This window comes from Streptomyces sp. NPDC102402 (assembly GCF_044765765.1).
Taxonomy (GTDB): Bacteria; Actinomycetota; Actinomycetes; order Streptomycetales; family Streptomycetaceae; genus Streptomyces.
In genome coordinates this window covers 75,501-90,472 of sequence record NZ_JBIWKR010000020.1, presented here as the reverse complement: position 1 = coordinate 90,472, position 14,972 = coordinate 75,501, and the positions used below count along the sequence as shown (strand labels likewise).

The following is a 14,972-nucleotide window of genomic DNA, read 5'->3' as shown; positions in this document are numbered from 1 at the left end:
GCTCCACACTCATACGCTGAAAGGACGACGGGTCTCGATGACGGATCAGACTGCTCGCCGTGTGCTGCTTTCCCCCACGAGCCTGGAGGACATACGCAGGCGGACCGGCGGCCACTCCGACAGGACCATCGCCGAGGCATGCGCCATCGGCCTGTCGTACTGGGCGACGGGCCGGAGCCCCGACGGCATCGACCTGACTCCCGGCACGCTGTTCGCCGACGTCCTGCGGTGGGCCGGCAACGGCGGTGCCGCCCCCGCCGGGTGGGAGGTCGGCGCCGACGGCCGGAGCATCGCCGCCCCCGAGGGCGTCGTACAGGCCGAGGCGCAGCTCGCGCTGGACGACCTCGCGGACTTCCCGGACCGGCCCGTCGGCACCATCGGCCCCGTCGGCGCCGAGGCGAGGGCCAGGGCGCTGGCCGAGTGGAACGACACCGGTACCGACCGGATCCGCCCGACCATCGTGGACATGTTCCGCGAGCAGGCCCGGAAGAGGCCGGACGCCGTCGCGATCGTCGACGGGCACCGGTCCCTGACCTACCGCGAGGTCGCGGCGCTCTCCGGTCAGCTGGCCCACCACCTGACCGGTCGCGGGCTCACCGCCGAGCAGGTCGTGGGCATCTCGCTCAGCCGTTCCGCCGACATGGTGATCGGGCTGCTCGGCGTGCTCCGGGCGGGGTGCGCGTTCGTCCCGCTCGACCCGCAGTGGCCGGCCGCGCGCCGCGCCGTCGTCATCGAGGACGCCCGGGTCGTGCTGCAGCTCGACGGCACGGGCGTGCAGCCCGAGGGCGAACCGGCCTCCGTGGCCGTCGACCTCTCCGACTGGCGCTACGGCGGCTGCCCCGAGGAGGACGGCACCGAGGCCCGCGTGCACGGCGCCGGCCTCGCGTACGTGATCTTCACGTCCGGATCGACCGGCCGCCCCAAGGGCGCCATGATCCGGCACGACGCGATCAGCGAGCGGCTGTTGTGGCAGTCCGAGGAGATCCTCGGGTTCGGCCATGACGACGCGTCACTGTTCAAGGCCCCCCTGTCCTTCGACATCTCCATCAACGAGATATTCCTCCCCCTGGTCCGAGGCGGCAGACTCGTGGTCCTGCGCCCCGGCGGAGAACGCGATCCCCAGCACCTGCTGAGCGTGCTGGCCGAGCAGCGCGTGACCTTCACCTACCTGGTGTCGTCCATGCTGGACGTGCTGCTGGAGATGGCGGGGGACTCCGGCCGGCTGGACAGCCTGCGGCACGTGTGGTGCGGCGGAGAGGTGCTGACCCCGGAACTCTACGAGCGGTTCCGCACCCGGCTCGACATACCGATGTACCACGGCTACGGACCCGCGGAGACGACGATCGGCGTCTCGCACGTCGTCTACCGCGGCGCGGCGGAGCGCCTGTCGACGTCCATCGGCCGGGCCAACCCCAACACCCAGCTGTACGTGCTGGACGACGAGCTGCGCCCGGTCCCGGTGGGGGTCGGCGGCGAGCTGTACGTCGGCGGGTTCCTCCTGGGGCGCGGATACGTCAACGCGGCCGGTCTCACGGCGTCCCGGTTCGTCGCGAACCCCTTCGCGGGGGACGGTTCCCGGCTGTACAGGACCGGCGACCTCGCCCGGTACACCCCGGACGGGACGCTGGACTTCCTCGGCCGGGCGGACAACCAGATCAAGATCCGCGGCATGCGGCTGGAGATCGAGGACGTGGAGGTGGGCCTCGCGGAGCACCCCGCGGTACGGCACACCTGCGTCGTCGCGAAGAAGAACACGGCGGGAGGTACCTACCTGGTGGGGTACGTGATCCCGTCCGCCGGCAACGAGGACCTCCCCGGCGAGGAGGTCGGGGCCTGGGCCGAGGCGCACATGGTGGAGTACATGGTGCCCACCCACATCGTCGTGCTGAAGGAGTTCCCGCTCACCGCCAACGGCAAGATCGACCGGGGCGCGCTGCCGGAACCGCGCCCCGGCGCCGGCCCGCTCGTCCCGCCCGCCACCGACAACGAGCGCCTGGTGTGCGAGGCCGTCGCGACCGTGCTGCGACTGGACGAGGTCGGCGTCGACCAGGACTTCTTCCGGCTCGGCGGGGACAGCATCCTGGCCATCTCGCTGCTGAGCGCGCTGCGGGCAGCCGGTCTCTACGTGACGGCACGGCAGATCTTCACCCACACCGTCGTGGGCGCCCTGGCCGCGGTGGTCAGCAGCGAGGAGGTCTCCACGGCGGAGCACGGCGACGAGGCGACCGGCACCGTCGTGGGATCGCCCATCGTGCAGTGGCTCGGAGGGACCACGGACGCCGTCGACGGCTTCGTGCAGTCGGTCGTGCTGAACACCCCGGCGGACCTGACCTCCGACGCCCTCGGCGCGATCCTCACGGCGGTGGTGGGGCGGCACGACATGCTGCGCGCCCGGCTCGTGCGGGGCGACCGCTGGAGCTTCGACATCCCTCGGGCGGCTCCGCCCGGACCGACCGGCGCGGTGTGGGAGGAGAGCGACCTCCCGCTGGACGACTGCGTCGACCGGGCCACCCGGGCGCTCGACCCGGACAACGGTGTGATGCTGCGCGCCGTGTGGCGCCCCGCCGCACGGCAGCTGGTCCTGGTCGCCCACCACGTGGTGATCGACGGTGTGTCCTGGCGGATCCTCATGGAGGACCTGGCCACCGCCTGGAGCCGGATCACCTCCGGAACGCGGATCGAACTCCCTCCCGTGGGAACGTCGTTCCGACGGTGGACACAACTGCTGGAAGGAGCCGCCTTCGCATCGGACCGCGCGGCCTTCGAGCGCCCGCTGCCGGGCACGGACGAACCACTGGGCAGGCGCGCCCTGTCGGACAGGGACACCGTCGCCGGGGAACGGACCCGCATCGTCCGGGCCGGCACCGATGTCACGGCCGCACTGCTGGGGGAGGTTCCCGCCAGGTTCCACGCAGGCGTCAACGACGTGCTGCTGACCGCGCTCGCCGTCGCCCTGGCCCGGTGGCGCCGCGAGCGCGGACAGGACCAGACATTCGCCCACATCGAGCTCGAAGGGCACGGCCGTGAAGGGCGCTTCGTGGCGGAGAGCGCCGGGTTCGAGCCCGAACTGTCCCGGACCGTGGGCTGGTTCACCACCCTGTTCCCGGTCGTCGTGGACCCCGGGCCGGCGGCCGACCCCACCGCGCCCGAGTACCTGAGCGCCGCACTCAAGGCGGTCAAGGACGACCTCGCCCGCGTGCCGGGCAACGGCCTCCCCTACGGAGTCCTGCGTCACCTGAGCGCCACCGGGCTCGACACGCCCGCTCCGCAGGTGCTGTTCAACTACCTGGGCCGCTTCGACTCGGGCACGTCCGGGGACTGGCAGTTCGCCGGGGCCACGGGGCAGCTGGGCGAGAAGCGCGACCCGCGGATGCGCCTGCCCCGCGCCCTGGAGTTCAACGCGGTCGCGGAACCCGCGTCGAGCGGGGAGTACGAGCTGGTCACCACCATCTCCTGGCCCGACGGGATGTTCGCCGACGAGGACATCACGGCCATCGGCGTGTACCTGCGGGAGGCCCTGACCGGCCTCGCCACGCTGGACGGGGGCGGCCACTCTCCCGGTGACTTCCCCCTCGTTCCGCTCACACAGGCCGACGTCGACGCCCTGGACGGCCCGGAACTCCGTGACATCCTGCCCATGACCCCGCTGCAGGAGGGCCTCTACTTCCACTCGGTCTTCGACGACGATTCGGCGGGCAGCTACGTCGAGCAGCAACTGCTCACGCTGGAGGGCGAGGCCGACGCCGTGAGGCTCGCGACGGCGGCGACCCGGCTGCTCACGCTCTACCCGAACCTGGCCGCCCGGTTCACGGCGCTGGCCGACGGCCGTGTCGTCTCCGTGCTGGAGAGCGGGGTGGAGGCCCCCTTCACCACGCTGGACCGCCCCGGGATCACCGACGCCGAGATCCGCGAACACGCCGAACGCGACCGACGCGCGGGGTTCGACCTGGCCACCGGCCCGCTGATGCGGTTCACGCTGATCCGCGCGGGTTCCGGCAGGAACGTCCTGGTGCAGACCGTGCACCACATCATCGCCGACGGCTGGTCCGTGCCGCCGATGCTCCGCGCCCTGCTCACCGAGTACCACGCGCCCGGGACCCTGTATCCGCTCGGCGGCTTCCCCGACTACGTGCGCAGGCTCGCCGGGCTCGACGACGAGGAGAGCGACCGGGTCTGGCGCGAGGAGCTCGCCGGTCTGCCCGGCCCGTCCCTCGTCGCCGGCGGACACACCCCGTCCGACCGGTTCGACGACACCGCCGTGGAGCCCGAGGACGACATCGACGCGGCAGCCCGGGCGGCGGGCGTCCCGCTGAGCGTGGCCGTGCACAGCGCCTGGGCGATGACGCTGGGCGGGATCCTGCACAGCAGGGACATCGTGTTCGGATCCACGGTGTCCGGACGCGACGCCGATGTGCCGGGCATCGAGGACATGGTCGGCCTGTTCATCAACACGATCCCCCTGCGCGCCCGTTGGGACGGCGACACCACGGCCCGCGACCTGCTCGCCTCGGTGCGCGAGCACCGGAGCGCGGTCCTCGCCCACCAGCACGTCTCCCTGGCGAGGACCGCCCGCCAGGCAGGCGGCGGCGCCCTGTTCGACACCCTGGTGGTCTTCGACGTCGCGACCGACGTGGAGGCGCTGCGGCGGCCCGGAGACGAGCTGGCCGTCACCGGCATCGTCAACGAGGGTGCTCCCCACTATCCGCTGACCCTGGTCGTGGAGCGCACCCCCGCGGGCCGCCCGCGCTTCAATCTGATCTACGACGGCGAACTGCTGGGGGAGCGGGGCGCGCTCACCGTCCTGCGCACGTTCGACCGTACCCTCACCGGGCTGCTCACCCGGCCGGACGCCCGCGTCGAGGAACTCGGGCACGACGGGGCCCGGCGTCCCGCGCCGGTCGCCCCCACATCACTGGGCGAGCTGTTCGACGCCGCCGCGGACCGTGCCCCGCAGGCCACCGCCGTCACCCACTGCGCTCTCGACGGCGGGACACGATCGCTGACCTACGGCGAACTGGCCGAGGCGAAGAACGAGCTGGCATCCGCGCTCCGCGCGGCCGGAGTCGGACCGGGCAAGCGCGTCGCCGTCGCCGTGCCGCGCTCCCCGGAGCAGGTCGTCGCCCTGGTCGCGATCGTCACCGCGGGCGGAGCGTACGTCCCCCTCGACCCGGCCTATCCGGACGAACGGCTGGAGTACATCCTGGCCGACGCCGCCCCGCAGGTCGTCCTGGTCGGCCGTGACCAGCGGGACCGGTTCACGGAACTCCTCGGCCGGGGGACGGGGGAGCCTCCGCGTGTGGTGGTGCTGGGTGAGGACCTCCCGCGGGGCGACGCGCCGGAGGCAGCGGCCGTCCGCGCAGGATGGCACGACCCCGCGTACGTGATCTACACGTCCGGTTCGACCGGCAGGCCCAAGGGCGTCGTCGTCCCGCACTCCAGCGTGGTGACGCTCCTCGCGAACACCGGGCCCGACATGGGATTCGGCCCGCACGACGTCTGGGTCCAGTTCCACTCGTACTCCTTCGACTTCGCTGTCTGGGAGCTGTGGGGCGCGCTGGCGCACGGTGGGGAGCTGCTGGTACCCGACTACGGACTCACCCGCTCCCCGGTGGACTTCCACCGGCTTGTCCGTGAGCGGGGGGTGACCGTGCTCAACCAGACCCCTTCGGCCTTCTACCGGTTCATCGAGGCCGACCGCCACAGCGGTGAGCCCGTCACCGCGCTGCGCCGGATCATCTTCGGAGGCGAGGCGCTGGACCTCGGCCGGCTGCGCGGCTGGGCCGATCGGCACGGCACCCGGTCGCCCGAGCTGGTCAACATGTACGGCATCACGGAGACCACCGTCCACGTCACCCACCGGGTGCTCACCGACGAGGACTTCGCCGACGAGGCCAGCCCCATCGGCGGAGCCGTTCCCGGCCTGACCACTCATCTGCTCGACGACCTGCTCCGTCCGGTGCCGCCCGGAAGGGTGGGCGCCATCTACGTCGCGGGCGACCAGGTGTCGCTCGGCTACCTGGGCAGACCGGGGCTCACCGCCGGCCGGTTCGTGGCGAACCCGTTCACCGGTGACGGCTCCCGCATGTACCACACGGGCGACCTGGCCCGCCGCACGCTCGACGGTGAGCTGGAGTTCGCCGGCCGGGCCGACGACCAGGTGCAGCTCAAGGGGTTCCGCATCGAACTGGGAGAGGTGGAGTCCGCGATCCGGGAGCTCGACGGTGTGACCGATGTGGCCGTCACCGTGGCGGACGGGGGCGACCACCTGGTCGCACATGTCGTGGGCCGGGTGCCCGGCGGCCTCGGCGGTCCGCTGTCAGCGAAGCTGCCCGCGCACATGGTGCCGGGCCGGGTGCTGACGGTCGACGCCCTGCCGCTCACGGTCAACGGGAAGCTGGACCGGAAGGCTCTGACCGAGCGCGCCGCCCGGGTTCCGGCCGAGCGCGCCGCGCAGGACGGGACCCCGGTCGCCGCGAACGGTTCCGCCCTCGACGCCCTGGCCGGGATCTTCGCCGATACGCTGCCCGGATCTCCCGCCGTGGACGGCGACACCGACTTCTTCGAGGCCGGGGGCGACAGCATCGTCGCCATCACCGTGATCAACCGGGCCAGGGCCCTCGGCCTGTCGGTCGCGCCGCGGGACGTGTTCCTGTTCAGGACGCCCCGCGCGCTCGCGGAGCACCTGGCGTCGCAGACGCCCCCAGCCGTGGAACCGGGGCCTGCCCCCCACCAGGACGGCCCGCTGATGCCCACGCCGATCATCCTGCGGCAGCGTGAACTCGGCGGCTCCCTGGCCCGGTTCGCCCAGGCCAGGGCACTGGTGGCGGACGAGGGCACCGGCTTCGCCGACGTGCGGCGCGCCGCGGAGGCGGTCGTGGCCGCACACCCGGCGCTGCGGCTGCGGCTGCACGTGGAGCACGGGGTGTGGACCCTGGCGACCGAGCCCGCCCGTGCGGTCAGCGTCGTGACCGCGGACACCGACGCGACGGCCGCGGCGGACGAAGCGGCCGGACGCCTCGATCCCCGGGCGGGGGACGTCATCGCGTTCGCGTGGCTGGAGTCCAGCCGGACCCTGGTGGTCACCGTGCATCACATGGCCGTCGACTCCGTCTCCTGGCTGGTCCTGCTGGACGACCTCGCCGCCGCCCTGCGCGGCGCTCCGCTCCCGCCGCCGACCACGTCCTACGCCGAGTACGCCGAAGCCCTGAACGCCCGGCCCGCGCGTGGGACCGACGACCTCGGTCACTGGATCACCACCCTCGAAGCACCCGCGTTGCTGCCCGCCCCTGAACGGCTGCGGGAGTCCACGGTCGTGCTCGCCCCCGAGGTGAGCGACCGGGTGACGCGCACCGCGCCCGCCGCACTCGGCATCGGCCTGACCGAGCTGCTGTGCGGGGCGCTGCGGACCGCGCTGACACACGTCCAGCCGTCGCCCACCGATCTCGCCGTCGACCTGGAGCGGCACGGACGGGTCCCGGCGAGGGAGCACCACGACTACACCCGTACGGTCGGCTGGTTCACCTCCATCGCCCCTGTGCGGCTCACCCCGCACACCGACCCCGTCGCGGCGGCGCGCGAGATCGCCGAACGCCAGCCGGACGAACACGGCCACGTCGCCTACGGCCGGCTCAGGTATCTCGACCCGCAGACGGCACCGCTGCTCAAGTCCCACCCGCAGGTGCTGTTCAACTACCTCGGCCGGGGCAGTGAGTCGCAGGCACTTCTCCTGACCGGCGGGGACCAGGGCAGCCCGTACGCCGTCGAGGTCAACGCCTGGATCGACGAGCCCACCGGCAGTCTGCACGCTGCCTTCACCCTTGCCGACGGCATTCCCGACGAGGTGACCGGCCACTGGCGAAGGGCACTCGAACACATAGCGGACGCCTCCGTCACGGCCGAGCGCACCGCACCGGTCACCCCCCTCCAACGGGGCCTGTTCTTCCAGGCCCAGATGGCCGGCACGGCCGGACACTACGTCGCGCAGAGCTACTTCACCTTCGACCGGCGCCTCGACGCCGACGCGCTGTCCGAGGCCATGGCCCACGTCATCGTCCGGCACCCCGTAGTGGGCGCCGGCTTCACCACCGACGCCGGAGGAAACCCCGTCCAGGTCCTCAAGGCGGGCCGGCGGGTCACCGTGCGCACCGTCGGGCTGCGGACGGACGCCGAGGTCGAAGCCCTGCGCGCCGAGGACCGCGACACGGGGTTCGACCCGGGTGAGCCACCGCTGGTCCGGCTGACCGTCGTCCGCCGGCCCGGCGGACGCGACAGCCTGCTGCTGAGCTACCACCTGCTGCTGTGGGACGGCTGGTCCCGCGAGATCCTGCTGCGGGACCTGTTCGACGCCTACCGTGCCGTGCTCGCCGGCGACGTACCGGAGGCGGCCCCGGCGACGCCGGGCTTCGAGGAGTACGCCCGTGGGCTCGACGCCAGGGACGCCGCCGTGTCGGAGCGTTTCTGGGCCGGGCACCTGGCCGGCCTCACCGGTCCGACACTGCTCGCCGGACCGGAGCCGTCGTTCACGGACGCACTGCCGCACGCGCTCGTGCACACACTGTCCGCCGAGCGCTCGGAGCTTCTGCGGGAGGCGGCCAGGACGTACGGCGTCACCCTGAACACCCTGCTGACGGGCGCGTTCGGCCTTCTGCTCGGCGCGCACACGGGCCGGAGCGACGCCGTGTTCGGTGTGACCGTCTCCGGCCGCGAGGGAGAGGGACTCTCCGGCATCGTCGGTGTCCTGCTCAACACCGTGCCGATGTGGACGCGGGCACGGCCCGACGCCACCGTCCAGGAGTACCTGTCGGCCGTCCAGGCGGCCCGGGTCGAAGCGATGGATCACGAGCACCTGGGGCTGGGCGAGATCCAGCGGGCTGCCGGGCACGACAGCCTGTTCGACAATCTGTTCGTCCTGCAGAACTTCCTCGATCTGGACGCCCTCGCCGAGATGAACGCCCGGCACGGCATCACGGCCGTGAAGGCCGACGACTCGACGCACTATCCCTTCACCTGGGTCGTCACCCCCGGGGACCGCCTCACGGTCAAGCTGGAGCACCGCGACGACGACACCGTGAAGGCCCGACGTCTCGTCGACGACTACCTGCGGGTGCTCGACGACCTGGCGCGGCCGACCGGCCCGGTCGGCAGGCTGCGCGGTCTCGGCACGACACCCGAGCCCGCCGGGCGCACCGACATCGGCACGGACACCGTCGTCGACCGGTTCGACCGGGCGGCCGACCGGGACCCCCAGAGGGTCGCCCTCGTCGCCGACGGCTCGACGATGACCTTCGCGCAACTCAGGGACCGCAGCCGCACGGTGGCGGGCGTACTCGCCCAGCGCGGCATCGGCCCGGAGACCACCGTGTGCCTCGCGATCCCCCGCTCCCTCGACTCGATCGTGGCCCTGTTCGCCGTACTGCGAGCCGGAGCCTCCTACGTGCCGCTGGAGCTCGACCACCCGGACGAGCGGATCGCCGCGATCGTCGAGGCGGCCCGCCCCGACGTGATCCTCACCGTGAGCGCGGTGTCCTCCCGCCTGACCGGCGAACTGATCGAGCTGGACCGGCCCCTCCCCGCAGCGGAGCCCTTCGTCACGTTCACACCGGACGCCCCGCACCGTCTGCGGCACCCCGCCTACACCATCTACACCTCCGGTTCGACCGGGAAACCGAAGGGCGTGGTGACCGAGTACGCCGGGCTCACCAACATGCTGATCAACCATCAGCGCCGCATCTTCGAACCGGTGCTGGCGGAGCACGGTCACCGGATCTTCCGGATCGCGCACACCGTGTCGTTCGCGTTCGACATGTCGTGGGAGGAGCTGCTCTGGCTCGCCGACGGCCACGAGGTGCACATCTGCGACGAGGAACTGCGCCGCGACGCCCCCAGGCTCGTCCAGTACTGCCTCGACCACGGGATCGACGTCGTCAACGTCACCCCGACCTACGCGCAGCAACTGGTCGCCGAGGGACTGCTCGACAACCCCGCGCGGCGGCCGGCACTGGTCCTGCTCGGCGGTGAGGCCGTCACCCCGGGACTGTGGCAGCGGCTCGCCGAGACCGAGGGCACGGCCGGGTACAACCTCTACGGGCCCACCGAGTACACCATCAACACCCTGGGCGTCGGCACCTTCGAATGCCAGGACCCGGTGGTGGGCGTGGCGATCGACAACACCGACGTCTACGTACTGGACCCGTGGCTGCGCCCCCTTCCGGACGGGGTCCCGGGCGAGCTGTACGTGTCGGGCATCGGCATCGCCCGGGGCTATCTCGGCCGGCCCGCCCAGACCGCGGACCGCTTCGTCGCGTGTCCCTTCGGTGCGCCGGGCGAGCGCATGTACCGCACAGGGGACCTGGTGGTCCGGCGGCCCGACGGCAACCTGATGTACCTCGGCCGCACCGACCAGCAGGTCAAGATCCGGGGGCACCGTGTCGAACCAGGGGAGGTGGAGGCCGCTTTCGCCGCGCACCCCGCCGTGCGGTTCGCCGCGGCGGTCGCCCAGCCCGACCCGCAGGTCGACGGCGCGTACCGGCTGGCCGCCTATCTCGTGCTGGGCGGCTCGGACCTCGCGACGGTCGCGGGCGAGGTGGGCGCCGGACTGCCGGACTTCCTTCGCCCGACCCACTACGCCCAGGTCGAGGGCATCCCGCTGACCGTGAACGGCAAGGCCGACACCAAGGCGCTCCCCGAGGCCAAGCCGCTCGGTGTGCTGACCACGGGGGGCGAACGCGCCCCGGAGACAGCGACCGAGACCACGGTCTGCGAGTTCTTCGCCGAGGCCCTGGACCTCGACGACGACGAGGTCAGCGCGGTCAGCGACTTCGTGTCCCTCGGCGGGCACTCCATGCTGGCGGTGCGGCTGATCGGGCTGCTCCGCAGAGAGTACGGTCCTGTGGTCACGATCCGTGACCTGCTCACCCTTCGAACCCCGGAAGCGATTGCCCGCCACCTTGATGACAACATCTGACGCGCGCCGGCCCCGCCCGGGGGCCGACATCCTCCGGACCGCCCTGCGCCGCAATGCCGGCGCCGTGGTCCGGGGAACCGTCCTCATGGGTCTGTACCAGGCGGGCGAGACCGCCTTCCCCATCGCGCTCGGCCTGATCGTCGAACACACGATGCAGGACCGGAGCCTCGGCTCGCTGGGCCTGTCCGTCGCGGCGCTGGCCGTGATCATCACGACCGTCTCGCTGTCGTGGCGGTTCGGCATGAGGGTCCTGCAGAAGGCCAACACGACGGAGGCGCACCGCTGGAGGGTGCGGGTCGCGGCCTGCGGGCTCCAGCCGGTGGCCAGGGACGTCGATCTGAAGTCCGGCGAGGTGCTCACCATCGCCACCGAGGACGCCGACCAGACCGCCGACATCGTCGAGGTGGTCCCGCTGCTGATCAGCTCGCTGGTCGCCGTGGTGGTCGCGTCCGTCGCGCTGGGCCTGGCCGACGTCCGGCTCGGCCTGCTCGTGATCGTCGGGACCGTGGCGATCCTGTCGGTGCTCAGCGTGATGTCCAGGAGGATCGGCGACAGCACCCGCGAGCAACAGGCCCGGGTGGCGCGGGCGGGAGCCAAGGTGGCCGACCTCATCAGCGGCCTGCGCCCGCTGCACGGCTTCGGCGGCAACCACGCGGCGTTCGTGTCCTACCGGAAGGTCAGCACGGAGGCGAGACGGCAGGCGGTCACCGTCGCCAAGGTGAACGGCCTGTACGCGGGCACCGCGCTGGCCCTCAACGCGGTGCTCGCCGCCGCCGTGACCCTGACGGCCGGGTGGCTGGCGTACGGCGGGCGGATCACCATCGGGGAGCTCGTCATGGCCGTCGGGCTGGCGCAGTTCATCATGGAACCGCTCAAGATGTTCTCGGAGATGCCCAAGTACGTGATGATGGCGCGCGCCTCGGCCGAACGCATGGCGCTGGTGCTCGCCGCGCCGGCCCTGGCGGACCCGGGCCATGAACACCCGGCCGCGGGCGGAGACCTCGAGATCGACTGTGTCCGGTACGGCTCCCTGCACGCACTCAAGTTCCAGGTGCGCGCGGGAGAGTTCGTGGCTATCGCCGCCTACCAGCCACGCGCGGCCGCCGACCTCGCCGCGGTGCTGGGTGCCAACGTCCCGCCCCAGGCCTACGGGGGAGTGGTGCGGGTCGGCGGTCGGGAGATCGCGGACCTCTCGGTCGAGGCGCTCCGTGAGTACATGCTGGTGAATCCGTACGACGGTGAGATCTTCGAGGGCAGCCTCCGCACGAACATCGATCCGTCGGGCACCAGCCGGATGGTTCCCGAGGCCGTGGAGGCGTCGTTGCTGACCGATGTCGTCGCACTCCACCGCGAGGGCCTCGAGCACGGCGTCCACGACCGCGGCGCGAATCTCTCCGGGGGGCAGCGCCAGCGGCTCTCCCTGGCCCGCGCTCTCGCAGCCGACGCCGAGGTCCTCGTTCTGCACGACCCGACGACAGCGGTCGACGCGGTCACGGAACAGCTCATCGCGCGGAACATCGCGAAGCTCCGCAAGGGCCGGACCACGGTCGTGCTCACCAGCAGCCCCGCTCTGCTGGACGCCGCCGACCGTGTCCTCGTCCTGGACGACGGTGTCGTCACCGCCGAGGACACACACCGCCGTCTCCTCGCCTCCGACGAGTCCTACGGCCGGGCCGTGGCCCGGTGACCTATCCGGCCAGCGCCCAGGCGACATCCCTGAGCAGGGCGTGCCGCCAGCCCGCCCGGTCGTGACCGGACGCGGACCGTGACACCCGCACGGTCGCACCGGCCTGCCGGGTGAGGTCCTCGGCCGCCTCGCAGTGGGCGAGCATCCGCTTCTCGTGCTCCCCGACGTCGAACGCGACCCGCAGGCCGGAGAGGTCGGGGCGCGCTCGCAGCCGCGCGGCGATCGCGCCGCCGACCGGCCCGCCCAGAGGGTCGGCCCGGTCCGGGGCGCCCGGTTCCCACCAGAACGACGGCGACTGGCAGGCGACACGGGAGACCAGGTCAGGGAACTCCAGTGCCGCGTACATCGCGCTGAGCCCGCCGAGGCTCTGCCCCGCGACCACCAGCCGGTCCCAGTCGGCGCGTACGCCGGATCCGGCCACCAGTCGGGGAAGTTCGTCCCGTACCGCCTCCCACAGGGCGGCCCCGCACCCGAACTCCTCCTCCCGGTCCCCGGCCGGCAGGAAGACGAGGGTGGCGGGAGGCATCTCGCCGGCGGCGAAGGCCGAGTCGAAGGCCGTCATGGCCGGATGGAGATACAGCCAGTCGTCCCCGTCGAGCAGGAGGACCACGGGTCCGCCACCGCCGACCGGGTGGACGCGCACGGTCCGCCGTCCGCCGAGCCGTCCGCCGGCCCATCTGATCCGGGTGCGCGGGACGGGCAGGACGTCGTCGGCCCCGATGCCGGGCCAGTGCGGCTGGGGCGGGGCGTCCGGGGTCGCGACGACGGACCGGTCACCACCCGCGCCCTGCGGGTTGAGCGGGTCGGCGTACGCGGCGTCGTCCGCGACGAACTGATAGGTCACCCGCAGCCGCGCGGGCATGTCCACCTCGGCGTACCAGCAGTCGGTGTCGCCCCAGCGGCGCAGGGGCACGGGCTCCGACCAGCTCTCGAAGACGATGCGCGCCGACGAGCCCCGCCGGAGGAACAGGGTCACCCAGCCCCCGTCGCCGGCGGGGACCGACGCGGGTGCCCCCGCCGTCTCCCAGAAGGCCTCCGTCCCGGGACTGCCGGACAGCCCGAACGCGGAGAAGCCGTCACCCGCACCGGATCCGAGGGCGGTGCCGCCGTGTTCCGTCGCTCGGTGCGCGAACGTCTCCATGAACGTCTCCATGTGAAGTAGAGGGGGAGGAGGGCCGGACGCCGTCCATCAGGTGAGGGCGACCTGGCCTCGTGCGGCGTGCGGAGCCCGGGCCGTGCGGGCCACGTGGTCCTCGCCGTCGCCGGGCACCACGGTGGTGCCCGGGGCCGTCTCGTCGAGGACGCAGCGCAGGACGGCGTGCGGTACACGGCCGTCGAGCACGTGCGCCCTGCCCACACCGCCCCGGACGGCACGCAGACAGCCCTCCATCTTGGGCAGCATGCCGCTCGCCAGCCCGGGCAGCATCACGTGCAGGGCGTCGGCGCTCATGCGCGTGATCACGTCGGTGCTGCGCGGCCAGTCGGCGTAGAGCCCCTCCACGTCGGTCAGCATCACTAGACGTTCGGCTCCCAGGGCAACGGCGAGTGCCGACGCCGCGAGATCGGCGTGGACGTTGTAGACCTGCCCGTCCACGCCGCGCGCGACGGGGGAGACCACCGGGATGTGTCCCTGCGCGAGGAGCGCGCGGAGCATGCCCGGATCGACGTCCACGACGTCGCCCACCAGGCCTATGTCCACGGGACGGCCGTCCACCCAGGCAGGCCGCCGGACCGCCGTCATCGAATGCGCGTCCTCGCCGGTGAGCCCCACGGCGAACGGCCCGTGCGAGTTGATGTGGCCCACCAGCTCCCGCTGGACGCGTCCGGCCAGCACCATCCGCACCACGTCCATGGTCTCCGGTGTGGTCACCCGCAGGCCCGCCTCGAAACGGGTCTCGAGGCCGAGGCGGTCGAGCATGGCGCTGATCTGAGGGCCGCCGCCGTGCACGACGACAGGGCGCAGGCCCGCGCGCCACAGTTCCACGACGTCCTGGGCGAACGTGCGCTGCAGGTCCGCGTCCACCATGGCGTTGCCGCCGAACTTGACGACGACCGTGCTGCGGCCCGGCTCCTGCGGACGGCCGGGTTGCCTGGTGAACGGATCCGTGCCCGTGCGCTCCCTGACGGCCGGTCTCATCTCAGTCCCCACCCCGTTCGCGCGGTGCGCATCGGATCGATCGCCCAACTGACGTGCGAACGGGGGTGGTTCTCCTCCGAGACTCACCCCCGCGCGGCAGAGGTAAGCCTAACCTAATTTGAACTGACCGGGGTGAACGCCTGCAGACGCCGGGCTGTACGGCCCAGGTCGTCCTGGAGGAAGTC

Annotated in this window: 4 protein-coding genes; 2 read left to right on the top strand and 2 right to left on the bottom strand. The window is 72.4% G+C overall.

Features of this window, described 5'->3' with window-relative positions:
* Nucleotides 1–37: 37 nt before the first annotated feature.
* Together ACIRJR_RS33880 and ACIRJR_RS33875 are read left to right on the top strand one after the other, a co-directional pair.
* The gene (locus ACIRJR_RS33880; RefSeq protein WP_403788014.1) at nucleotides 38–10,963 is read left to right on the top strand and encodes an amino acid adenylation domain-containing protein; all 10,926 of its coding nucleotides are present in this window, start codon (nucleotides 38–40) and stop codon (nucleotides 10,961–10,963) included.
* Entirely contained in the window at nucleotides 10,950–12,650 is a 1,701-nt protein-coding gene (locus ACIRJR_RS33875) for an ABC transporter transmembrane domain-containing protein (protein WP_403788012.1), read from the top strand. The genes ACIRJR_RS33880 and ACIRJR_RS33875 overlap by 14 nt, the downstream gene beginning before the upstream one ends.
* A 1-nt stretch (nucleotide 12,651) precedes the next feature.
* Here the strand turns inward: ACIRJR_RS33875 and ACIRJR_RS33870 are convergent, their stop codons facing one another.
* Entirely contained in the window at nucleotides 12,652–13,791 is a 1,140-nt protein-coding gene (locus tag ACIRJR_RS33870; RefSeq protein ID WP_403788010.1) for an alpha/beta hydrolase-fold protein, read from the bottom strand.
* Between the two features lie 48 nt (nucleotides 13,792–13,839).
* Complete coding sequence (gene argB, locus ACIRJR_RS33865) at nucleotides 13,840–14,787, bottom strand: acetylglutamate kinase (protein ID WP_403788008.1); 948 nt, start codon at nucleotides 14,785–14,787, stop codon at nucleotides 13,840–13,842.
* Nucleotides 14,788–14,972: the final 185 nt, after the last annotated feature.

Excerpts from the sequence above, each read along its gene's own strand:
- ACIRJR_RS33875 (WP_403788012.1), top strand. The coding sequence starts at position 10,950 with ATGACAACATCTGACGCGCGCCGGCCCCGCCCGGGGGCCGACATCCTC.
- argB (WP_403788008.1), bottom strand. The coding sequence starts at position 14,787 with ATGAGACCGGCCGTCAGGGAGCGCACGGGCACGGATCCGTTCACCAGG.
- ACIRJR_RS33870 (WP_403788010.1), bottom strand. The coding sequence starts at position 13,791 with ATGGAGACGTTCGCGCACCGAGCGACGGAACACGGCGGCACCGCCCTC.
- ACIRJR_RS33880 (WP_403788014.1), top strand. The coding sequence starts at position 38 with ATGACGGATCAGACTGCTCGCCGTGTGCTGCTTTCCCCCACGAGCCTG.